Genomic DNA, 22435 nt, shown 5'->3' on the forward strand with positions numbered 1-22435 from the left:
AGGGATGATTAACCGTTGTTTTGCTTTTCTTTGATTTCAGCCAGAGTTTTGCAATCGATACATAAAGTCGCGGTTGGACGCGCTTCTAGACGGCGTAAACCGATTTCGATACCACAGGTTTCACAGAAACCGTAATCTTCATTCTGGATGGCTTCAATCGACTGCTCGATCTTACGAATGAGTTTGCGTTCACGGTCACGTGTACGTAGTTCAATCGCAAATTCTTCTTCTTGCGTAGCACGGTCATTGACATCAGGAAGTGCGCTTGATTCATCTTGCATGGTGTTCAAGGTGCGATCAACTTCAGACATGAGTTCCGCTTTCCATGCATTTAAAATTTGGCGGAAATGCTCAAGCTGTCCTTCAGACATATATTCTTCATTTTTCTTAGGCTGATACGGCGCGATACCAAATAAGCTCGCAGTTGTACCACCTTCTGAAGCTTTTGGTTTGGTTTTACGTACACGTTTCGCCGATTTTTGATCGTCGATCACTTCTGTCTGTTCGTCCAGGACTTGATTTTGGTTGTCATTCGCCATATAGGGCATTCCTCATCTTACACGTACTATCTATACGCAAAAAATATGGTGATATGCAAGTGTTTTTATAGAAACCTAAGATGGTTTTTTCCATCAAGGGTCGACATCATATAGAGTTTTTGGACAAGATGGTAGTCATTCCCGTCCAGATTTTGTGTCAAAACGACAATGTAATTTGTAATCAAAAGTTTAATCGTATCCTAAAACTTCAGAACTGTTCATTCGTTGTGAAGTGGGTAACCGATAGACCTGCGTTTCCAGCTGGCCATTGGCTTTCAGGCGGATAAAACGGTAGCCCGGATGTTGTTCATCCAGTGCAAATTTCTCGCTATGCGGCTTGAACTGGATACAGGTCGAGGGGGTGGACAAGAACTCGATGCCTTGCCAGACATTGACTGAATCCTGATGGACGTGTCCACAGAGGATGGCCTTGACATTGGAGAAAGGCTGAATAGTGTCCAGCAGGTCAGAGGAGTTTTTTAACTTATGCTGGTCAATCCAGGCAGATTGCATGGCAAAAGGATGATGGTGGCAGGCAATGATCACATGCCGGTCATGCATCTGGTTAAGCAATGCGGTTAGGCGCTGTAACTGGATATCGCTGATTTTGCCATCAATGCGCTGGGGCTGGGCACTATTGAGCAAAATAATGCTCCACTGTCCCAGCTCGACAACCGTCGGCTGCGTCGGGTCCTGCTCATGAAATGGAAAATGTGTGACATCATCATGATTGCCCGGGGTGTGGAAAAAGGGAATCCCCAGAGTTTGCATATGCTGCACATAGCGTTTATAGGTCAAGGGGGTCGGCGACTGGGCCAGATCACCGGTATGGATAATTAAATCGATATGGGGGTGTTGCTGGCGCATCAGCTCAATGATGGCATGAAAACTTTGCTCGGGATGCATGCCGACAAATTCAAGGTGGGGATACTCTAATAAATGTGTATCGGTAATCTGTATCATCACAAAATCTTGCTGTGATAATGATGAGACCTGGAAAGTCACCGTCGTTAGCCCCTTCAGATTTCTTATCTTTGTTGTATGTGTTGAGCCAGCCACTGTAATGCCATGATCACAGGTGCGTTTCTCAACCGCCCGTTATGAAATAATGCTTCTAGCTGGGAATAATCGAACAGATGAAGCTGAATATTTTCTCCTTCATCCGGCATCCCAAAAATGCCCCCGTCCTCTGGAAGGTTAACCTCTGCCACATATAAATGAAAAAACTCTGAGCAGGCACCAGCGGAAGGGTAGAAGCTAAATAAATGTTGTAATTCAGTGATCTCGCACCCGGATTCTTCCAGACTTTCACGGCGGATACAGCTTTCCGGAGATTCATCTCCGTCCAGCACGCCTGCAATGACTTCGAGTTGCCAGGGGGATACCGGATCATGGATGGCCCCGACACGAAACTGTTCAATCAGGGCAAAACGCTGTTGCCGGTCGCTATACAGCAAGACACCGGCCGCCTCGGGACGATGAACCAGTTCGCGTTGAATAAGAGGCGAGTAATCTTTCCGGTGAAATAACCGGTGTTTTAAGCTCACTTGCTCAACTTGAATGAACCCTCGAAACAAAGGTTTCCGAGATTCTATCGTAACGTCGGTGGCTGAATAGCTGGCGTGGTCAAGAATATTCATCTTCAATCAGGATGAGACTGTACATATCTCATCCTAACCGAGAATGATTCGCAGGAAAATCTTTTTTTAGTCGATTTACACCTTGTGGTACAATTTTTGACCATGTTCCTGATAAGCGGTTTTCATGGCATTGAGACCTGCTTCAACTTCTGTTTGTACATCTCCTGACTGTTTGGCATTGTGTTGATTTTGCGCATAATCTCGCACATTCTGGGTGATTTTCATGGAACAGAATTTGGGTCCGCACATCGAGCAGAAGTGGGCCGATTTATGTGCTTCTTTAGGAAGTGTTTCATCATGCATGCTGCGCGCCGTATCCGGGTCCAGACTTAAATTGAACTGATCATCCCAGCGGAATTCAAAGCGTGCTTTTGAAAGTGCGTTATCACGGACCTGGGCCCCCGGATGGCCTTTGGCCAGATCTGCAGCATGTGCTGCAATCTTATAGGTGATGATGCCATCTTTAACGTCTTTCTTGTTTGGCAAGCCCAGATGTTCTTTTGGCGTCACATAGCACAGCATTGCGGTTCCATACCAGCCAATCATGGCTGCACCAATCGCAGAGGTAATATGGTCATAACCCGGTGCAATATCGGTGGTCAGTGGCCCAAGGGTGTAGAATGGGGCTTCTTTACAGACTTCGAGTTGTAGATCCATATTTTCCTTGATCATGTGCATGGGTACATGGCCCGGCCCTTCAATCATCACCTGTACATCATGCTCCCAGGCGCGATGGGTCAGCTCACCGAGGGTTTTCAGCTCGCTAAATTGCGCTTCATCATTGGCATCCTGCACACAACCCGGGCGCAGGCCATCACCTAAACTGAATGACACGTCATAGGCTTTCATGATTTCACAGATCTCGTCGAAATGTGTGTAGAGGAAGTTTTCTTCATGGTGCGCCAGACACCATTGTGCCATGATGGAACCGCCACGAGACACGATACCGGTCAGACGATTGGCCGTCATGGGAACATAGCGCAGCAATACACCGGCATGAATGGTGAAATAGTCCACGCCCTGTTCAGCCTGTTCAATCAGGGTGTCTTTAAAGATTTCCCAGGTTAAATCCTCAGCTACACCATCGACTTTTTCCAGTGCCTGATAGATCGGCACCGTACCGATCGGAACTGGTGAATTACGGATAATCCATTCACGGGTTTCATGGATATTCTTACCCGTCGATAAGTCCATAATGGTATCGGCGCCCCAGCGGGTGGCCCAGGTCATTTTGGCCACTTCTTCATCAATGGATGAACCGAGCGCGGAGTTGCCAATATTGGCATTGATTTTTACCAGGAAATTACGTCCGATAATCATCGGTTCGCATTCGGGATGATTGATATTGGCCGGGATAATGGCACGACCGGCAGCGACTTCCTGACGTACAAATTCCGGGGTAATTTCTTTTAGGTTTTGTGCACCAAAGTTTTGACCAGCATGCTGTCGCATATCCACACCTTCACGCTGGCGCTGGTTTTCACGAATGGCGATATATTCCATTTCTGGCGTAATGATGCCTTGCTTGGCATAGTGCATTTGCGTGACATTTTTCCCGGCTTTGGCCCGACGTGGGTTCTGGATATGGGCAAAGCGGATGTCGGCAGTACGGATGTCTTTTAGACGGGCCTGACCAAACTCGGAACTGAGACCTGCAAGGAGATCGGTATCCTGACGTTCCTCAATCCAGCTCTGGCGTACCAGTGGCAAACCTTGATTTAAATCAATGTGTACAGCGGGGTCGGTATATACACCGGAAGTGTCATACACCATCACTGGCGGGTTATGTTCACCACCTAAACCTGTGGGTGTTTCAGTCAGGCTGATTTCACGGAACGGGACCCGGATGTCTGGACGCGAACCCTCGACATACACCTTTCTTGAAGCAGGCAGAATACGGGTTAAATCTTTAGCGTCTTGCTCGTGTTGAGCAGAAATATCGGCAGGGGAAAGATTCGTTAACTGGTTCATGGCATGATCCTTATGTATGGCATTAACGAATCAAGCACGACCAAAAACAATGGCGGATTTATCTCTATGATAAATAAAGGCTAAGTTTTTGCTGGGCTTGATTCCTACGCAGGTGTTAACCTGATCAGGTTCAACGGTACTTGTCTTTAAATTTTGTAATTAAGACAATCTCAGCAGTTTGTTAACTGCGCTCCGTCAAGCGAAATTGGGGTCTGTTATCATTTTATATATGATTGCGACCGTGAATCTTTTTGGCGGTACAAGGCATGACTTGTGAAACTTAGTTATTCTAAATAAACAAGGCATAACACAGTAACGTCAAAAAAGCTCCCTGTCCCGCAGGGTTGTGGCGAGAATTCCCTCATACATCGTTATGAAACTTGGTAAGGGTGTGGCCATTACCTGCATTTCATGCCTCGTCTGATGAAATTTTTGCCTACAACACAATTCAGCTATAAAGTGCTAACAGACCCCTAGCGTAACAGATTTAAAAATTTTTGTTGTATCAATTCACACCAATTTACAAAGCGTGAAACCATGCTATTGTCATAAAACTTTCATCATTTCTATGTTCTAATCACCAATCATTTTTTCCATGCGTCGAGTGGAGGCCTGCCGTGAGCCCAAGCAATCCTGTGTTAAGTCATCATATTTCTTCACAATTTAATGAAGACTTGCAAGATGTGCATACCAAGTTTATGACCATGGGGGGATTGGTAGAGCAACAGGTGGCCAATTCAATACATGCTTTATTGGACACAGATGCAAATCTAGCGATTGACGTTCAGTTTAAGGACAATGCCGTCAACCAGTTTGAGCGTGATATTGATGAGGGGCTAACCCTGATTCTGGCTCGCCGTCATCCGGCTGCAATCGACTTGCGTATGGTGATTGCGATGAGCAAGGCCAATACCGATCTGGAGCGGATTGGGGATGAAGCCGCAAAAATTGCCCGTATCGCACAAAACCTGTGTGAAGAGGGCGAGTCACCACGCGGTTATATGGAAACACGGCATATTGGCAACCAGGTCCGTGTCATGATTCATGATGCCCTGGATGCATTTGCCCGTTTAGATGTGGAGCAGGCATTAAAAGTGGTAATGGCCGATGTCGATATTGACCGTGAATATCAGTCTGCAACCCGTACCTTGATGACCTATATGATTGAAGATCCGCGACATATTTCACGTGTTATTAATGTGATGTGGGTATTGCGCTCACTGGAACGTATTGGCGACCATGCGCGTAATATTTCAGAACAGGTTATTTATATGGCAAAGGGAATGGATGTACGTCATACCAGCATTGAAGAAATCGAACAGAAAGTTCATCAAAAATAAGTGTAAAAAGATAATAATTTTCAGCCGCCTGTTTGGGGCGGTTTTTTGTTTCAGGACTTAAAGACAAAAAAATCCCAGACTTCGGGGGAAAAGTCTGGGAGAGAAATATCATGCATTACGTGAGATATCAGCGTATCTCTTTGTCCTTCTGAATATAACTATAAGGGAGGGCACTGGAAGTGTCATGTAGACAACTGTGTATAGTCTGTAAGGCTTTATTACTTATGTAAATATCACGTAAAAAGAGAGCTGGAAACAGCTCTCTTTTTACGTGGACCATACTGTAACTTTGTGCGCTATCTAACAGAAAATAAAGTATTTTCATGACCCTGTTTAAGCTGTTTCTGCTAATCCAGATAGGGGGGAGCACAGTTTAACCTTGTTCTGGTTTCCAGCCTTCAGCTTTTTCTACACTTTCATCATTATTGAAAAACTTTTCACGTTGTTCTTCCAGAAACTTCTTGGCATCGGGTTCAAACACATTGAGTCGTTTTTCATTAATCAGCGTGGTCTGGTGTTTTAACCATTCCTGCCATGCCTGCTTGGACACGGTTTCAAAGAACTCCTGACCTTTTGCACCCGGAAACGGGGCAAAGTCCAGGCCTTCAAGCTCCTGTTTATATTTACGGCAAAATACTTGTCGAGTCATTATGGCATCCAGTGAAAGACCCTCTTTGTAACAGAGGGATATAGGGAGATTAATATAACTGTTCTAGGCGAGTGTGCGCACGCGCAATCGCAGCTTCAACCTGTTTTGGTGAGGTGCCACCAATATGGTCTCGGGCATTTACAGAAGCTTCTAAGGTCAATGCCTTATCAAAGACATCTGCGCTGATCAAATCAGAGAACTGCTGTAACTGTTCGAGCGTCAATTCTGATAGGTCCTTTTCTTCTGCAACGCCCAAGGCCACCGCTTTACCAACAATTTCATGGGCATCACGAAAAGCCACACCTTTTTTCACCAGATAGTCGGCAAGATCGGTTGCAGTAGAGAAGCCACGAAGAGCCGCTTCACGCATGATTTCAACATTCGGCACTAACGCTGGGATCATGTCAGCAAATGCCATCAGTGAACCGCGCACGGTATCAATCGCATCAAATAATGGCTCTTTGTCTTCCTGATTGTCTTTATTGTATGCCAATGGCTGGCCTTTCATCAGGGTCAACAGACTGATCAGATCACCAAATACACGGCCTGATTTACCACGTACCAGTTCCGGTACATCCGGGTTTTTCTTCTGCGGCATAATCGAAGAGCCTGTGCAGAAGCGGTCAGGAATATTGACAAACTTGAATTGAGCGGACGTCCATAAAATCAGTTCTTCTGACATGCGTGACAAGTGCATCATGATTAAGGATGCCGCCGCATTAAATTCAATGGCAAAGTCACGGTCAGACACTGCATCTAAAGAGTTTTCCGAAACCGCTTCAAAACCTAAAAGTTCTGCGGTATAGGCACGGTCAATCGGATAGGTGGTACCTGCCAGAGCCGCAGAGCCCAGTGGCATACGGTTAACACGTTTACGGCAGTCTTGCAGGCGTTCGGTGTCGCGAACCAGCATTTCAAACCATGCCAGTAAATGGTGACCAAAGGTCACTGGCTGTGCGGTTTGCAGATGGGTAAAGCCCGGCATGATGGTCTGGGTATTTTTGCTTGCCAGACTGAGCAGGCCTTTTTGTAAACGATGTAACAGACCCAAGATGTCATCAATTTCATCACGCAAATACAGGCGGATGTCGGTTGCCACCTGGTCATTACGGCTACGGCCGGTATGAAGTTTTTTACCGGTAATACCAATACGCTGAGTCAAACGAGACTCGATATTCATGTGCACATCTTCTAAATCAATACGCCATTCAAAGTTGCCCGCTTCGATTTCAGCTTTAATGGTATTTAAACCTTGAATGATGTCGTCACGTTCGGCTTCAGTCAGGACACCTACTTTGGCCAGCATGGTGGCATGTGCAATTGAACCGGCAATATCCTGTTTATAAAAACGTTGGTCAAATTGCACAGATGCGGTAAATTCTGCAACAAAAGCATCTGTTGCTTCAGAGAAGCGACCGCCCCACATTCCAGAGGTTTGATTCGGGCTGGCTGAAGAAGAGGATTGAGAAGATGTGGTCATGGCGGCTCAGTAAAATAAAAAAGAGTATAGCAAATCCAAACGTAGTTGCCGAAACTCGACGTAAGAAGTTATCGCAAACCCGTCAGGGGGGAAATCCATCAGGCTCCTATTTTTTTACGAAAATTGGACAATGGCAACACTTATTAGAATTAATTGTTGCCAGTAATGTGCTGGCGATGGTGCTGGCCTTGGCTGAAGCTCGGTCATGGCAGGCGTTGGAAGGCATCCGGGTCCTGCAATATATGTTTTTTATTAACTGGGTGATTTTATCTTTTTCGGCACTGGTCGACTATTTTCAGGATTTTTTTGCCAGATTTAGCCAGAAGCTTGCACTGGTGCTGGGTTTTATTCTGCTACAGCTGATCGTGTTGCTCACCACCTGCGTGGTCAATGTGCTGCAGTACGGGGTATCACATACTGCTGCTTTTTCTGAGGCTATCCTTTTTCATGGCGCCAGCTTGCATCTGGGCTACGGGGTGCTGCTGGGTGCCTTCTGCATGCGCTATCTGTATATGCGTGAACAATGGATGAACCAGCAGTATAGTGAACTGAATGCCCGTATTCAGGCCATGCAGGCGCGGATTCACCCACATTTTTTATTTAACAGTCTGAATAGTGTGGTGAGCCTGATTGCGATTGATCCGGACAAGGCCGAGAGTATGCTGATCAATCTGTCGCGCTTATTCAGGGCAAGCTTTCAGGAACTGAAGCTGGTGAGTCTGGCAGAAGAAATTGACCTGTGCCAGCAATATTTAAGTATCGAAAAAATACGTTTAGGGGCGCGTTTGAAGGTAGAATGGAATATACAGGCAACGCCAGCAGAATTAAAACGGGTGACCATTCCGTTATTAACGTTGCAACCTTTGCTCGAGAATAGTATTTTTCATGGGGTGGAAAAAGTTTTGCAGCCATCAACCATTACGGTATTGGTTGAAATATTGCAAAATCAAGTCAGTATAGTCATTACTAACCCTTATTCTCACGATACAATAAAATCGAGAAAGGGAAATGGCATTGCGATTGAGAATGTGAAGCAGCGCCTGAAGGCCTATTATGGGCAAACGGTCAAGTTTCAGATTTATGGGGGCACGTCGTTGTATACGACGGTGGTGAACTACCACGATCAAGTAAAATAATAAGTCAAGTTAACGATAAAAATGATGGATGAAGTTAACGATGACAAGGAGAAGAGAATGAGAGTTCTGATTGCTGATGATGAGCCTCTTGCAGTAGAGCGTTTGTCACGTCTGGTGACACAGATGGGGCATGAAGTCATTGCCACAGCACATCATGGACAGGATGTGTTGAACCATATCGAAAATGATTCACCCGATGTGGTTTTGCTGGATATTCAAATGCCGGGGATGAATGGTCTGGAGTGTGCCGAACAGCTCAGCCAGCTCAATCCGCGTCCTGCCATCATTTTCTGTACCGCCTACGACCAGCACGCACTGGAAGCATTTAAATTTCAAGCGCAAGGCTATTTACTTAAACCTGTTGCACAACAAGATCTCCAGCAGGTGTTTAATCATTTAACCCAACTTACACAAGCGCAAATGACTGGCTTACAACAACAAGATGATATGTACGATACCAAGACCCAACGTCAACAGATTGCTGCGAAAACCTATCGCGGGGTAGAACTGATTCCCCTGGAAAATGTGTATTACTTTCTGGCAGATCAGAAATATGTCACGGTACGCCACAAAAATGGCAGTGTACTGATTGATGAAACACTCAAAGATCTGGAACTTGAATTTGCCGACCGCTTTATCCGTATCCATCGTAATGCACTGGTCTCGCTCGACTATCTGGAAGGACTGGAACTGGTTGCAGCCGGACAATATCAGGTGCGCTTGCGTGAGCTGGATGAGCGCCTGTCTGTGAGCCGACGCCATTTGCCAAGTTTAAGAGAGTGCATGCATCAATTATAAACGTCGCTTTTCAGCTGCATGAGTGCACAGTTTATGATTTTTTACTTGCAATTTCGGGTGAGCAAGTTAAGTTGGGAACAATTGCTTTGATTTACACTCCACTTGAATTTATGAAAACCTTAAAAATTGCGACCCGACAAAGCCCGCTTGCACTTTGGCAGGCCGAGCATATCCGTTCTCGTTTAACGGCACTTTATCCTGATTTAACGGTTGAGCTGGTGAAGTTTGTAACGCAGGGCGACAAGATTCTGGATACTCCATTGGCAAAGATCGGGGGGAAGGGGCTGTTTGTGAAAGAGCTGGAAGCTGCCTTGCTGGATGGCCGTGCAGACCTTGCCGTACATTCCATGAAAGATGTCCCGATGCATTTGCCTGAAGGCTTGACGCTGGCAGTGATTTGCGAGCGTGAAGATCCGCTGGATGCCTTTGTTTCCAACCATTATTCACATTTCGATGATCTGCCGCAGGGTGCAAAAGTCGGGACCTCCAGCCTGCGCCGTAAATGCCAGATTCTGCAACAACGTCCGGATCTGGAAATTATTGATTTGCGCGGAAATGTCGGCACACGTTTATCCAAGTTGGATGAGGGTCTGTATGATGCAATCATCTTGGCCAGTGCCGGCCTGAAACGTCTTGGCTTATCGGATCGCATTCGGCATTGTCTGGCGCCCGTACTGAGTTTGCCCGCAGTCGGGCAAGGTGCGCTGGGACTGGAATGCCGTGTCAATGATGAGGCATTATTACAATTGATCCAGCCCTTACAGCATGAAGAAACCTCGATCTGTGTGCGGGCCGAACGTGCCTTCAATGCCTATCTTGAGGGAGGCTGTCAGGTTCCCATTGCAGGATATGCAACCTTGGTCAATGACCAGCTGCAGATCGAGGGCCGTGTCGGTAGTGTCGATGGACAGACCTTGCTCAAAGAACAACTGGTTGGCGCACCGGCAGCAGCTGAACAACTGGGTGAGCAACTGGCACAACGCTTACTGGCGCAAGGTGCAGGTGAGTTGCTAAAAGCGTTGTATTAATGCTGTTTATCAATACCCGGCCGACAGACCGTGCTGCTGGTTTAACCCGGGCCTTGCTTGAGGCGGGTTATGAGGTTGCAGAACTGCCTTTGCTGGAACTGGTGGCAGAGCCTTTTTCGGAAGGCTTGCAGCAGCTCTATCGGCAGCTGGTTCAGGTTCAGGTCATTGTTGTGGTCAGTCCGACAGCGGTTGAGCTGGGAATGCAATATTTGCAGCAAGCTGGCATAAAGCCTGAGCAGCTACACCATATCCGCTGGATTGCGGTTGGTCAGAGCACTGCGCAGGTACTGGCTCGATTCAATATCCAGAGTGATGTGCCGCAGGTTGAAAACTCGGAAGGCATGCTGGATTTACCCCTGTTAAAACAGCAGAAAAATTTAAACAAGATTGCGTTCTGGCGGGGGCTGGGCGGGCGGCAATTCATGATGCAGCAATTACAGCAGCAGGGGGTTGAGGTGCTCAACTTTGTGCTTTATCGCCGGCAATGTCCGCAACAGAGCAGTGCTGTCTTTGCAGAGCTTTTAACTAAAGCCGACCTGCATCAGCCTGTGGCCGTATTGATCAGTAGCGAAGCAAGCTGGAATTACTGGCAACAATTGTGTACTCAGATGCAACAGTCCCGGCCATGGCTTTTTCTGGTGTTGGGGGCGCGACTGGCACAACTGTTAGAAACGGCGGCCGCACAGACAGGTAAAGTGTTTAACATTATTCAGCTTGAAAATTTATCTGCTTCAGAGATCATTCAAGGCATGAGAGACTGGCAAGGACATGTATGAGAAAAATTGGTTATTTAATACTAGGGCTGAGTTTATTGTGGTTGGCTAAACTCAGTTACGATGTTGCACAATATTCTCAAACAGTTCCCCAGCTTCAACAGCAGCTTAGCCAGACTGAACAGCGTTATGCCTTATTAAACGATCAATTTGTTGCGGTACAGCGCCAGTTACAAAATACCCGTGTGGCTGAGCCGGCTGACAATAGCACCCTGCCCGTCACTGTGGAAGGGCTTTCTCCGGTGATCCTGATTAAGCAGCAGATGCAACTGGTGCAGTTTGCCCTGAACCAGCAGCAGTTTATTTATGCCCTGGATCAACTGAATCAGGCCCAGCAGCATGTGCTGCAGTATGCTGTCGCTCCGGCCTTGCAAGACAGCCTGATCAAATCGATCGAGCAGGATAAACAGGCCATCCAGCAGTTTGTATTAAATCGAACCCAGCAACAACAACAGCTTGATCATTTATTACAGCAACTGGACCAGAAAATTCAGCAAGATTTACACAACCCGAAAATGTCCCTTGAAAAAGGTGAACGCAATACAGGGTGGCACTGGTTCAGACTGGAAAAAGTCCAGCGCGCTACACCGGATTTAATTAACCGCAACATTACCTTAAAAGAAGCTCAATTACGGTTATTGCTTGCCTCTCAGGCATTACATGAAGGGCAGTTTGCCGAATATCAGAAGTCGGTGCAGGAAGTTATCCGGTTACTGGCCGAACTGCCTGATCAAAATAGCCAGAAAATGAAACAGCGACTGGAAAAAATATTAAACCAGCAAGCGGTCCCTACACCGAAACTATCAAGCCTGGGTTTGTTGGGATAATCTGTCATGAAGCAATTAATGTTGATTTATTTTCTCACTGCGCTGGTACTGTTTGCATTATTGTCAGTGTTCAGTTATGGCTATGGAAATGGTTATGTTTATATTTACTGGCGCGAATGGCAGTTTCAGAGCAGTGTTTGGGGGCTGATTGCCCTGTTTATCGGCATTAGCCTGTTAATGCAGTTGTGCTGGTTAATGTTGAAGCGATATTTAACCCGCGAGCAAAGAAAAAAAGAAACCATTTTACAGCTCAAGCAATTACATCCCTATGAACAGCTCGGCATTGTCTGGTTATTGGATGCTTCAAAAGACCAGCAGGTTTTTATCGAGCGGATTTTTGCCCAGTCCGGTTTACTCAGTCATATTATTGATGCGCAGTTTGATTATCAGAATGGTGATTATGCAGCTGCCTTGCAAAGTCTGGATAAATCTGCCCCAATGGCATTTGAACTGGCTGAACTGCAACGCATTGCGATTTTTCTTGAGCAGAAAGAAACAGAAAAAGCACTGACCCATCTGGAGTTTCTGGCGCAGCATCAGCTGTCTCCCTGGCTGACTGAAATCGAAACGGCTTACCAGCAACGGATTACAGCCTTATGGGGCAAACTGGCCTTGCAGGAACCCTGGTTATTTCTGCAAACCACCCAGTATGGACTACTGGATGCGGAACATCGTGATTTATGGTTACAACAGTTATTGATCCATTTTGATCAGGCCTCTGTGGACGATCTGGCGGCATTACAGCAACGTTATCTGGTGTTGCAGGACGAGATTCAAACTCGCCCTTATAGCAGTAAGGTGCTCTGGCTCAAATTACTGGCCCGAATGCCGGAAATGAGTGTGCAGCATGAAGAGCTGGCTTTACATTTATTACAAGACCAGTTTGATCCGGAAGTATTTTATCTCTGGTTCCAGCAACAACTGTTAAAGCAGATCCCGGATTATGCCTATGTTGAACAGCGCATTACCCAGCTTGAGCAACGTTATACCAGTGTGCCGATGCTGGCTTTTGCAAAATGGCATATTTATATGGCAACACAACGTCAGATCGAGGCAGAACAGTTATTAACTTTATATCCTGATAATATATTAATGAGTTATTTAAGGATTAAGTCAACCCTGGGGGATAATCAGGATTTAATCAAACAGTTAAATTTAATATTTGAAAATGATGTGAATTTTCTTAATTTTAAGATATGAGTGTAAATATGAAAGAACTGTCTGTCTATCCGATAATACATCGTCAAACTGTAGCATGGGGAGATATGGATGCTTTTGGGCATCTGAATAACACACAGTATTATCGCTATATGGAAAGTGCCCGTATTGCTTATTTAATGTCGATCGATATCTTTGATCAGGCGTTATTGCCGGTGGTGGCATCAAACCAGTGTAAATACTTAAGCCCGGTATTTTATCCTGATGTGTTACATATTGGTGCGCGTGTGGAAGAGTTAAGAAACAGTGCTTTTCGTATGCATTATGTTTTATGGAGTGAAATGCAAAATCAGGTGGTTGCCACAGGTGAGGCCGTGATTGTTTGTGTAGATAAAGTAACATCGCATAAAGTAAATATTCCCGATCTGATTAGACAGAAGATTATCGAGCTGGAACAAAAGGCAGGGCATGACTTAATAGCAAATAAATAATTATAAAGACAATTATGTCTATTTGATTTGAGCTTATAATAAATTTGCATAATACGGTTCTTTTTGGTCTTTGGCAGAAAAGCCAGCTTAAAAGAACCGGCTTATAAATAAAAATTTTTTAGTGAACTTTAAGAATACATTAATATAAAAGTGCTGTTAGACACGTTTTTTTATTTAATCAGGCCAGCACTGTTTTTATTCAAAAGGCACTTTTTTTGTTTTATTGTAAATAAAAAAGCCATTTTATTGTTGATATATGATTAAGTGGGCTATTCTGATATTGATTATTTAATCGCTTATAAATTAATATTGAATGGAATTCTAAATTCATTTTTTATTTTGAGTGATATATTTTTTTATTAAGTTGGAGTGGTTCGAATGAAACCAGATATTAGCGATTTATCAGTAGAAGATTTAAAACGTTTACAGGCAGAAGCAGAAGCTTTAATTGCAAGCAAAAAAGATCAGGCAATTGAAGACGCATATAATCAGATTGTTGCCATTGCTGAAGCGGTTGGTTTTAGCGTTGAAGAGTTATTGGAAGTGGGTGAGCAAAAGCGTAAGAAAACCACGCGTAAAGCTGTAGAACCTCGCTACCGTAACAAAAACAATGCTGAAGAAACCTGGACCGGTCGTGGTAAACAACCGCGTTGGTTGGTTGCTGAACTGGAAAAAGGTGCAAAACTTGAAGATTTCTTAATCTAAACAAGTTTTAAAGTCATCGTTTTGTCATACGATGGCTTTATTCTCAAAAAAAAGCCAGGCTTAAAAAGCTTGGTTTTTTTATATGAGAGAATTGGCGATGTTGAAAAAGTATGCATAATGTCATTCAGGGGGCGAAGGTCTCGAAAAGGATGATATTTTGCATGTTGGTAAGGGTGGAATGAAGAAAAAAAGCAGGCAATGGAGATGGTGGCTTTTCGCCATTTTTGCATTTTTAATTTTTATTATTTTACAGATTCCAGCCACCTGGCTCATTGCAAAATTTTCAAAAGATAATCAAATATTACATAACGTCAGCGGAAATATCTGGCAGGGGCAGGCCGACTGGCAACGTGGTCAATTACGCGGTTCTGTACACTGGAAAACCCGCCCTCTAGATTTATTATTGTTACGCCTCGGTGCAAATCTTGATATTCATAGTGGAAATACCCAGTTGAGCGGGATATTTGGTTATGGTTTAGGCCAGAAAATCATGATCAAGGATCTTCAGGGGGCAATCTCGCCCGAAACATTAAAATATTTTGCGAACTGGCAGTGGCCTGAAAATGCCATTCAATTAAAAGACGTACAGTTTAATTACCAGAAAGAAAAAGGTTTTAGTACAGCCGTAGGCCAGCTGAACTGGGGGGGCGGTACATTGGGATATACCTTCGGCCAACGTCAGGAACGCATGAATATGCCTTCACTGGTTGCCGAGATGAAAGATGAAAACGGGCAGTTGCAGATTGATGTCCGGGACCAGCGTCGCCAGAAAATGGCCAACCTGAGTCTAGATGCCAATTTAATGCTAGATGTTCAACTGACGCAACGCATGTTGCTCAATATCCCATCCTATCAGGGCAAAGCTGGACTCGACACCTATGTGATCAGTTCACGTCAGCCTTTGTTGCAGGGTGGTTTCTGATGAAAATGCTCACTGAAAAAATGCAGCAATTGCGCTGGCACAAGCTTGATAAGTTAAGTGGTCTGGTGCTGGCTTTGCTGATTCTCTGCTTGTGCTGGAAATTGGCCTCCTTGTTCTGGTGGGTGGTCGCTCCACCACAACCGATGCAGTTTGATCGGGTTGAACTGGGTTCGCAGCAGGCCCAGGTGCCCAATATCAGCTCATTTGCCCTCTTTAATGAACCTGCAGCAGCTTCGGCAGATGATAGTGTCAGTCTGGAGTTGCAAGGTGTATTGCTCGGTCACCCAAATCACTTGTCTTCTGCCGTGATTAAAATGAATGATACGGCTGAGCGTTATCGTGTCGGTGAAACAGTAGGTTCAACCTCCTATCAGCTTGCCGAGGTGTATTGGGATCATGTGATCTTGCGTCAAGGCAATGGCGCAACCCGTGAAGTCAAATTCAAGGGACTGGACAATGGCTTATATCAGCCGGCTGCACCTGTTTTAAATCATGAAAGCAGTGTCCCTCCAGCCGCAGCTGCGCCTGCTCAGAACTCTCCCCAGTCTGCTTTAGGACAGGCTATCCAGCAAATGCAGGATAACCGGGAGCAATATCTGAAAAATATGGGGGTCAGCAGTGGAAGTGATGGTTATGAAATCTCGGACAAGACGCCTTCGAATTTAAAAAATACCTTGGGTTTACGTTCGGGTGACCGGATTTTATCGGTCAATGGTCAAGCCATCGGGCAAGGACTGAACGAAGTGCAATTATTAGAGCAAGTACGTCGTGAAGGGCATGCCAAAATAGAAATAAAACGTGGTGATCAGGTGATGACCATACAACAAAGTTTTTAGTGATCACACGTCACATATCAGTTAGGAATAAGTGCAGGTTATGGCTTTTTTAAATCATCAACGTCCACTTTGGGCATTACTTGCCGCCGCACCTTTGGTCGCGACAATCAGTACCCATGTGCAAGCACAGACATGGAAGATCAATCTACGTGATGCGGACTTAACTGCATTTATTAATGAAGTTGCAGATATTACCGGTAAGAACTTTGCTGTTGATCCCCGGGTACGTGGCAATGTTACGGTTATTTCCAACAAGCCATTAAATAAAGATGAAGTTTATGACCTGTTCTTGGGGGTACTCAACGTCAATGGTGTGGTAGCACTGCCTTCTGGTAATACGGTGAAACTGGTACCGGACAGTAATGCCAAGAACTCGGGCATTCCTTATGATGCCCGTAATCGCGCTGGCGGTGACCAGATTGTTACCCGGGTGATCTGGTTGCAAAATACCAACCCCAATGACCTGATTCCGGCCTTACGTCCATTGATGCCCCAGTTTGCCCATCTTGCAGCTGTGGCAGGAACCAATGCCTTAATCGTGTCGGACCGTGCCACCAATATTTACCAGCTCGAAAATATTGTCCGCAATCTGGATGGCACCGGACAAAATGACATTGAAGCGATTAGCCTGCAGTCGAGTCAGGCCGAAGAAATTATCGGATTGCTCGAGACCATGAGTGCCACCGGTGCATCGAAAGACTTTATCGGATCGCGGGTTCGTGTGGTGGCCGATAACCGTACCAACCGTATTTTAATCAAGGGTGATCCGGACTCGCGCAAGCGTTTACGGCAAATGATTGAAATGCTGGATGTGCCGTCGGCGGATCGTCTGGGCGGGCTAAAAGTTTTTCGACTCAAGTATGCAAGTGCAAAAAATCTGGCTGAAATTTTACAGGGGCTGGTGACAGGCCAATCGGTTTCTTCCTCTTCGTCATCATCGAATAGCAACAGTAGTTCCAGCTCAATCAATAACCTGATTTCAAATAATCAGGGCTCGGGTTCGGCTACAGGTTCATCCTCCTCGGTTTCGACACCTTCGATTAACTTAAATAGCAATTCAGGCAATAGTCAAAATGCCGGAATTACCAGCTTTAATCAGGGTGGCGTCAGCATTATTGCCGATCCTGCGCAAAACGCGCTGGTGGTCAAGGCCGACCCTCAATTAATGCGGGAAATTGATGCTGCTGTACAGCAACTCGATACCCGCCGCCAGCAAGTCATGATCGAAGCTGCAATCATAGAGGTAACCGGAACAGATGCCGATCAACTCGGGGTGCAATGGGCACTCGGTGATTTAAACAGTGGTATCGGGCTGATTAACTTTTCCAACCTGGGGTCCGGCCTGTCAAAAATTGCAGCTGGTTACCTGACCGGTGGGGCTGCGGGTGCAGCAGGTGCTTTGGGGGATGGTGCATCGATTGGTCTGGGCAAATATAAAGAAGGCCGCAATGGTTCCCGCCAGCTGTATGGTGCATTGATTCAGGCATTAAAAGAAAATACCAAGTCCAATCTTTTGTCCACTCCATCAATTGTGACCATGGACAATGAAGAGGCGTATATTGTTGTGGGGCAGAATGTCCCGTTTGTAACCGGTTCGGTTGCGACAACAGGGAACAGTACCGTGAATCCTTATACCACGGTGGAGCGTAAGGATGTTGGTGTGACCCTGAAAGTGGTGCCACATATTGGAGAGGGAGGTTCGATTCGGCTTGAGGTCGAACAGGAAGTTTCCAATGTACAAAACAGTAAGGGTCAGGCTGCCGATCTGGTTACCAGTAAACGTGCCATCAAGACCTCCGTATTGGCAGACCATGGGCAAACCGTTGTTCTGGGAGGTCTGGTCTCGGACAATACCACTCTGGGGCGCCAAGGGTTGCCGGTATTGAGTGAAATCCCTTATCTGGGACGACTGTTCCGTTCCGATAACCGCAGTAATGAAAAGCGGAATCTGCTGGTCTTTATTCATCCAACCATTGTCGGGGATGCTGACGACGTCCGGCGTATTTCCCAACAGCGCTATAATCAGTTGTATAGCTTGCAGCTGGCAATGGACAAGAATGGCAATTTTGCCAAATTACCTGAAAACCTCGCAGATATTTATAGCCAGCAGCCTGCGGCAAGTTCACCTTATCAAAAGGTTCCGACTGCGACACAAGCTAGAAAAACAGTGGTGGTAACCACGCCTGTTGCTGTTGAGACACCTCAAATCCAGCAAAAAACGGTTCAGTTACCAGTCAAGGAGACAGAACGTAGCAAAAATACTGTCACCACGACCACGATTCGCCCGGCAGCTTCACAGTAGCCGCACAGAAATGCTTATGCCACAATGCTATGATTACCGGAAATTATAAAAGGATATGCATCTATGACTTGGAAATTGCAAGCCATTACAGGTGAATTTACGGGGCAGGAACTGAATATTGAGCGCGATATGCTGGTGGGCCGTCATCAGGATGCCGATATTCTGTTGCAATCCGCTGATATTTCACGCCGTCATGCCGCTTTGTTGCTCAAAGACCAGCAACTTTGGGTACAAGATTTAAACTCGTCCAATGGCACATTTGTCAATGATGTCCGTATTGAACAGGAAACCCGATTGCATGATGGTGATATTCTGCAGTTTGCCAGTTTTGTGTTCTCGGTACTTGCACCAGCTGCAACAGCAACCGGACTACCTGAAATTGAAGTAGAGCCAGTGCCTGCAACTACGCATGACCAAGGCATGCCAAGTATTGCCGAGCGTGCTGCTGAAACGCCAATCAGTCGTGATGGCATGCCGCAGCAGATGGCAATTCCAAAACCGGCACCCATTCCTGAAGGTGTGAAGGTGCAGGCTGTGGCTGAACCTGAGCCGGTTGCCCTGGAACAACCTGTTTCACGCGTGGCGGCAGAGAAGGAACAACAGAAAAATGCTTCGGTTGGACTCATTTCAATTATTGTATTGATCATTCTGGCTGTGATTGCCTGGCTGTTCTTTAAATAAACGGGCGAAGCTTTTACAATCAAGGCATGCCCCCAGTGGCATGCCTTTTTATTTATGGGGAAGAAACATGTCTGTAGCACGGTTGCAAACGCGTAGCCTGATTTTATTTGATCTGGATGGAACACTGGTAGATTCGGCTGCTGATCTATATCGTGCCATGAATCTGAGTCTGGCCAAACTCGGGTTGCCTTTGGTGACCGAAGCCCAGGTGAGGGTATGGGTGGGCAAGGGTGCAGCAAAATTATGCGAAGCCGTACTAAACCACCTGTTTGGACAGGTCGATGCTCAACAGCAAGCACAGCTATTAAGCACATTTATGCAGGTGTATGCACAAGAGCTATGTGTAGATACACAAGTCTATGAGGGTGTTCTGCCATTTCTGGATTATTGTCAGGCTCAGCATATTGCCATGGCCTGCGTCACCAACAAGCCTGAACATCTGGCTAGAGGCATTCTGGACGTTTTACAGCTTGCCACCTATTTTAAAATGGTGGTTGGCGGAGATAGTCTGGCTGAGCGTAAACCACATCCATTGCCGCTGTTGCATTGTGTAGAGCAGGAAGGTGTCTCTGTTGCTGAAACCCTGATGATCGGGGATTCCAGTAATGATGTGGAAGCTGCAAGACGTGCAGGTATTGATTGTATTGTAGTCAGCTATGGCTATAATCATGGGGAAAGCATTTATGACTGCCAGCCACAGCAAGTGGTGGACCGTCTGGCAGAGCTGGTTTAGAACAACAGATAGGAAAAGAGGTATGAGGATGATGATGGTTTTTCGATGGCGGGATTAAAACAGCATTAAAACAGGGAAACGCAGATAAATCGAAACCATAAGAGATGACTCATGACAACATCAATCCAGTTTGAACAATTAAAAACAGCAGGCTACAACACCATTCCAGTTTATCGTCAACGTTTGGCAGATACTGAAACTCCTTTATCGGTTTTTGCCCGCTTCAAGGAGCAAAAACAGGCTTACCTGTTTGAGTCGGTAGAGGGGGGCGAGAACTGGGCGCGTTACTCCATGATTGGGCTGGGCGAATCTACCGTTTTTTCATGTAATGCCGGTGTGTTAACCATTCAAAAGCCAGATGGAACAGTCACACAGCAAGATTGTGCAGATCCGTTTCAATATATTCGTGATTTTCAGAGCCAGTTTAAAGTGCCAAGCAAAGCCGAGTTACCGGATTTGCCAAGCTTTACCGGTGGACTGGTGGGATACCTGGGCTATGACGCCGTGCGTTATATTGAGCCAAAACTCAAGAATGTCCCAGCTGCTGATCCGGTGACCCTGCCTGATTTATGGTTGATGCTGTCTCAGACAGTCATTGTCTTTGATAATTTAAAAGATACGTTATTCTTGATACATCATGCCGACGCCAGCCAGCCTGACGCCTATAGTAAGGCACAGGACAAGCTGGACCAGCTTGAGCAATTACTGGCAACTCCCGTTAGCCTGCAGGCAAAACCACACTCTGCACCGCATTTTGAATCGATTACCGGCAAGGAAAAGTTTCTGGAAACGGTGGATAAGGTTAAAGAATACATCCGCGCGGGTGATGTGATGCAGGTGGTACCCGGACAGCGCATGGTGTCTGATTTTGATGGTGAGGCCTTGCAGGTTTACCGTGCATTACGTCATTTAAATCCATCGCCTTATCTGTTTCTGGTGCAAGGCCAGACGCTGACCGATCAAAAACCTTTTCACATTGTCGGTTCATCACCGGAAATTTTATCCCGTCTTGAAAATGGAATTGCAACCGTACGCCCTCTGGCGGGGACACGGCCTCGTGGCAAAACCAAAGAGGAAGATCTGGCTTTGGAACAGGACTTGCTGGCAGATGAAAAGGAGATTGCCGAACATCTGATGCTGATTGACCTTGGCCGTAATGATGTCGGGCGTGTTTCCAAGATCGGAAAAGTGCAGGTTACAGACCGGATGGTGATCGAGCGCTATTCACACGTCATGCATATTGTATCCAATGTACAGGGTGAGGTCCGTGATGATATTGATGCACTGGATGTATTTAAGGCGACGTTCCCGGCCGGAACACTTTCAGGAGCGCCCAAAATACGTGCCATGGAAATTATTGACGAAGTCGAGCCGGTAAAACGTGGTGTTTTTGGTGGAGCTGTTGGTTATTTAGGCTGGCATGGGGAAATGGACATGTCGATTGCCATTCGTACCTGTGTAATTCGTGAAAATAAGGTCTATGTTCAGGCCGGAGCAGGGCTGGTGGCGGACTCAAATCCCGAATCTGAGTGGAATGAAACCCAAATAAAAGCTCGCGCAGTGATCAAAGCGGTTGAATTATCGTCAAACGGATTGATTTTATGAGTTTTTAGCAGTTTTTTTTAAAAAAGCACTTGCATCGATTCTAAGTTTTGCTAAACTGCACACCGTTCCGATACGAAACGTACGAAACACTAAGAAGCGCCGGCATAGCTCAGTTGGTAGAGCAACTGACTTGTAATCAGTAGGTCCACAGTTCGAATCCGTGTGCCGGCACCATTTAAAGTGTGATAGTATAGCGTAAAGAACGGCACTGTGTAAGTGTGATATGGTGAGATTCCCGAGCGGTCAAAGGGGGCAGACTGTAACTCTGCTACGAAAGTTTCGAAGGTTCGAATCCTTCTCTCACCACCATATAGCTTCGATAGAAGTAGTACCAACATGCGGGAGTAACTCAGTTGGTAGAGTGGCAGCCTTCCAAGCTGCATGTCGCGAGTTCGATCCTCGTCTCCCGCTCCATCGAAGATGATGTCGCTCTTATAGCTCAGTGGTAGAGCACTCCCTTGGTAAGGGAGAGGTCTCGAGTTCAAATCTCGATAAGAGCTCCAGAAATACAGTTTAGTGGAATATCCACAAGATTTTAAAGAAGCAGGCTATTATAGTCTGCTTTTCAAGTATTAGGTGTCTAGTTTTTTAGGCGAATGTCGATAAAGAAAGTTTTTCAGGGTTGTTTTTCTCTAAACTGATGTCGACGTAAACGAGGAAAATCAAAATGGCTAAGGCTAAGTTTGAACGTAACAAACCACACGTAAACGTGGGTACAATTGGTCACGTTGACCATGGTAAAACAACTTTAACTGCTGCGATTGCAACAATCTGTGCAAAAACTTACGGCGGTGAAGCGAAAGATTACTCACAAATCGACT

At 45.9% G+C, this 22435-nt stretch carries 22 protein-coding genes, 4 tRNA genes and 1 riboswitch; of the genes, 20 read left to right on the top strand and 6 right to left on the bottom strand.

What is annotated here, in order from left to right; genetic code table 11:
• Positions 1-8: 8 nt before the first annotated feature.
• The 4 genes from dksA to thiC all read right to left on the bottom strand — a co-directional run bounded on the left by dksA (position 9) and on the right by thiC (position 4150).
• Positions 9-539, bottom strand: a complete 531-nt coding sequence (gene dksA / locus OC23_RS02705) for an RNA polymerase-binding protein DksA (RefSeq protein ID WP_038342629.1) — start codon at positions 537-539, stop codon at positions 9-11.
• Positions 540-728: 189 nt separating this feature from the next.
• Complete coding sequence (cpdA, locus tag OC23_RS02710; RefSeq protein WP_038342630.1) at positions 729-1544, bottom strand: 3',5'-cyclic-AMP phosphodiesterase; 816 nt, start codon at positions 1542-1544, stop codon at positions 729-731.
• Between the two features lie 23 nt (positions 1545-1567).
• On the bottom strand, positions 1568-2179 hold the full coding sequence (locus OC23_RS02715) for an NUDIX domain-containing protein (protein ID WP_038342631.1): 612 nt from the start codon (positions 2177-2179) through the stop codon (positions 1568-1570).
• A gap of 75 nt (positions 2180-2254) precedes the next feature.
• Entirely contained in the window at positions 2255-4150 is a 1896-nt protein-coding gene (thiC, locus tag OC23_RS02720; protein ID WP_038342632.1) for a phosphomethylpyrimidine synthase ThiC, read from the bottom strand.
• An 84-nt stretch (positions 4151-4234) separates the two neighbouring features.
• A riboswitch (TPP riboswitch) is annotated at positions 4235-4355 on the bottom strand.
• Positions 4356-4767: 412 nt separating this feature from the next.
• Between thiC and phoU the strand changes: the two genes are divergently transcribed.
• Positions 4768-5490: a phosphate signaling complex protein PhoU gene (gene phoU, locus OC23_RS02725; protein WP_004773981.1), complete on the top strand. Its 723-nt coding sequence runs from the start codon at positions 4768-4770 to the stop codon at positions 5488-5490.
• 373 nt (positions 5491-5863) lie between these two features.
• Here the strand turns inward: phoU and OC23_RS02730 are convergent, their stop codons facing one another.
• Together OC23_RS02730 and argH are read right to left on the bottom strand one after the other, a co-directional pair.
• Positions 5864-6139 carry an oxidative damage protection protein gene (locus tag OC23_RS02730; protein ID WP_038342633.1) on the bottom strand — a complete coding sequence of 92 codons (276 nt, stop codon included), beginning with the start codon at positions 6137-6139 and terminating at the stop codon, positions 5864-5866.
• 49 nt (positions 6140-6188) lie between these two features.
• Entirely contained in the window at positions 6189-7619 is a 1431-nt protein-coding gene (gene argH / locus OC23_RS02735; protein ID WP_038342634.1) for an argininosuccinate lyase, read from the bottom strand.
• Here argH and OC23_RS02740 point away from each other — a divergent pair.
• The 19 genes from OC23_RS02740 to OC23_RS18660 all read left to right on the top strand — a co-directional run.
• On the top strand, positions 7610-8755 hold the full coding sequence (locus OC23_RS02740) for a sensor histidine kinase (protein WP_038342635.1): 1146 nt from the start codon (positions 7610-7612) through the stop codon (positions 8753-8755). The genes argH and OC23_RS02740 overlap by 10 nt on opposite strands.
• A gap of 57 nt (positions 8756-8812) precedes the next feature.
• Positions 8813-9553, top strand: a complete 741-nt coding sequence (locus OC23_RS02745) for a LytR/AlgR family response regulator transcription factor (RefSeq protein ID WP_004773988.1) — start codon at positions 8813-8815, stop codon at positions 9551-9553.
• 110 nt (positions 9554-9663) lie between these two features.
• Positions 9664-10581, top strand: a complete 918-nt coding sequence (gene hemC / locus OC23_RS02750; protein WP_038342651.1) for a hydroxymethylbilane synthase — start codon at positions 9664-9666, stop codon at positions 10579-10581.
• Positions 10581-11357, top strand: a complete 777-nt coding sequence (locus OC23_RS02755) for a uroporphyrinogen-III synthase (protein ID WP_038342636.1) — start codon at positions 10581-10583, stop codon at positions 11355-11357. Before hemC ends, OC23_RS02755 begins: the two co-directional genes overlap by 1 nt.
• Positions 11354-12181 (top strand): hypothetical protein, encoded by an 828-nt coding sequence (locus OC23_RS02760; RefSeq protein ID WP_038342637.1) that lies wholly within the window; start codon positions 11354-11356, stop codon positions 12179-12181. The genes OC23_RS02755 and OC23_RS02760 overlap by 4 nt, the downstream gene beginning before the upstream one ends.
• A 6-nt stretch (positions 12182-12187) precedes the next feature.
• Positions 12188-13381 (top strand): hypothetical protein, encoded by a 1194-nt coding sequence (locus OC23_RS02765; protein WP_038342638.1) that lies wholly within the window; start codon positions 12188-12190, stop codon positions 13379-13381.
• Positions 13382-13389: 8 nt separating this feature from the next.
• A complete protein-coding gene (locus tag OC23_RS02770; RefSeq protein ID WP_038342640.1) occupies positions 13390-13830 on the top strand; it encodes an acyl-CoA thioesterase in 441 nt (146 codons plus the stop codon).
• A 378-nt stretch (positions 13831-14208) separates the two neighbouring features.
• Positions 14209-14535 carry an H-NS family nucleoid-associated regulatory protein gene (locus OC23_RS02775; RefSeq protein WP_038342642.1) on the top strand — a complete coding sequence of 109 codons (327 nt, stop codon included), beginning with the start codon at positions 14209-14211 and terminating at the stop codon, positions 14533-14535.
• 178 nt (positions 14536-14713) lie between these two features.
• On the top strand, positions 14714-15457 hold the full coding sequence (gspN, locus tag OC23_RS02780) for a type II secretion system protein N (protein WP_038342643.1): 744 nt from the start codon (positions 14714-14716) through the stop codon (positions 15455-15457).
• Positions 15457-16293 carry a type II secretion system protein N gene (locus OC23_RS02785; RefSeq protein ID WP_038342645.1) on the top strand — a complete coding sequence of 279 codons (837 nt, stop codon included), beginning with the start codon at positions 15457-15459 and terminating at the stop codon, positions 16291-16293. The genes gspN and OC23_RS02785 overlap by 1 nt, the downstream gene beginning before the upstream one ends.
• Positions 16294-16333: 40 nt before the next feature.
• Complete coding sequence (gene gspD / locus OC23_RS02790; RefSeq protein ID WP_038342646.1) at positions 16334-18595, top strand: type II secretion system secretin GspD; 2262 nt, start codon at positions 16334-16336, stop codon at positions 18593-18595.
• 63 nt (positions 18596-18658) lie between these two features.
• Positions 18659-19276, top strand: coding sequence for an FHA domain-containing protein (locus OC23_RS02795; RefSeq protein WP_038342647.1), 618 nt, complete (start codon positions 18659-18661; stop codon positions 19274-19276).
• Between the two features lie 67 nt (positions 19277-19343).
• On the top strand, positions 19344-20009 hold the full coding sequence (locus tag OC23_RS02800; RefSeq protein WP_038342648.1) for a phosphoglycolate phosphatase: 666 nt from the start codon (positions 19344-19346) through the stop codon (positions 20007-20009).
• A gap of 111 nt (positions 20010-20120) precedes the next feature.
• Entirely contained in the window at positions 20121-21614 is a 1494-nt protein-coding gene (trpE, locus tag OC23_RS02805) for an anthranilate synthase component I (protein WP_038342649.1), read from the top strand.
• Positions 21615-21712: 98 nt separating this feature from the next.
• Positions 21713-21788, top strand: a tRNA-Thr gene (locus OC23_RS02810).
• A gap of 51 nt (positions 21789-21839) precedes the next feature.
• Positions 21840-21923, top strand: a tRNA-Tyr gene (locus OC23_RS02815).
• A 29-nt stretch (positions 21924-21952) separates the two neighbouring features.
• Positions 21953-22028 (top strand) — tRNA-Gly (locus OC23_RS02820).
• A 14-nt stretch (positions 22029-22042) separates the two neighbouring features.
• A tRNA-Thr gene (locus OC23_RS02825) sits at positions 22043-22117 on the top strand.
• Between the two features lie 164 nt (positions 22118-22281).
• The coding region (locus OC23_RS18660) for a GTP-binding protein (protein WP_159725216.1) at positions 22282-22435 on the top strand (154 nt) is incomplete at its 3' end.

The organism is Acinetobacter sp. A47 (assembly GCF_000805455.1).
Lineage (GTDB): Bacteria > Pseudomonadota > Gammaproteobacteria > Pseudomonadales > Moraxellaceae > Acinetobacter.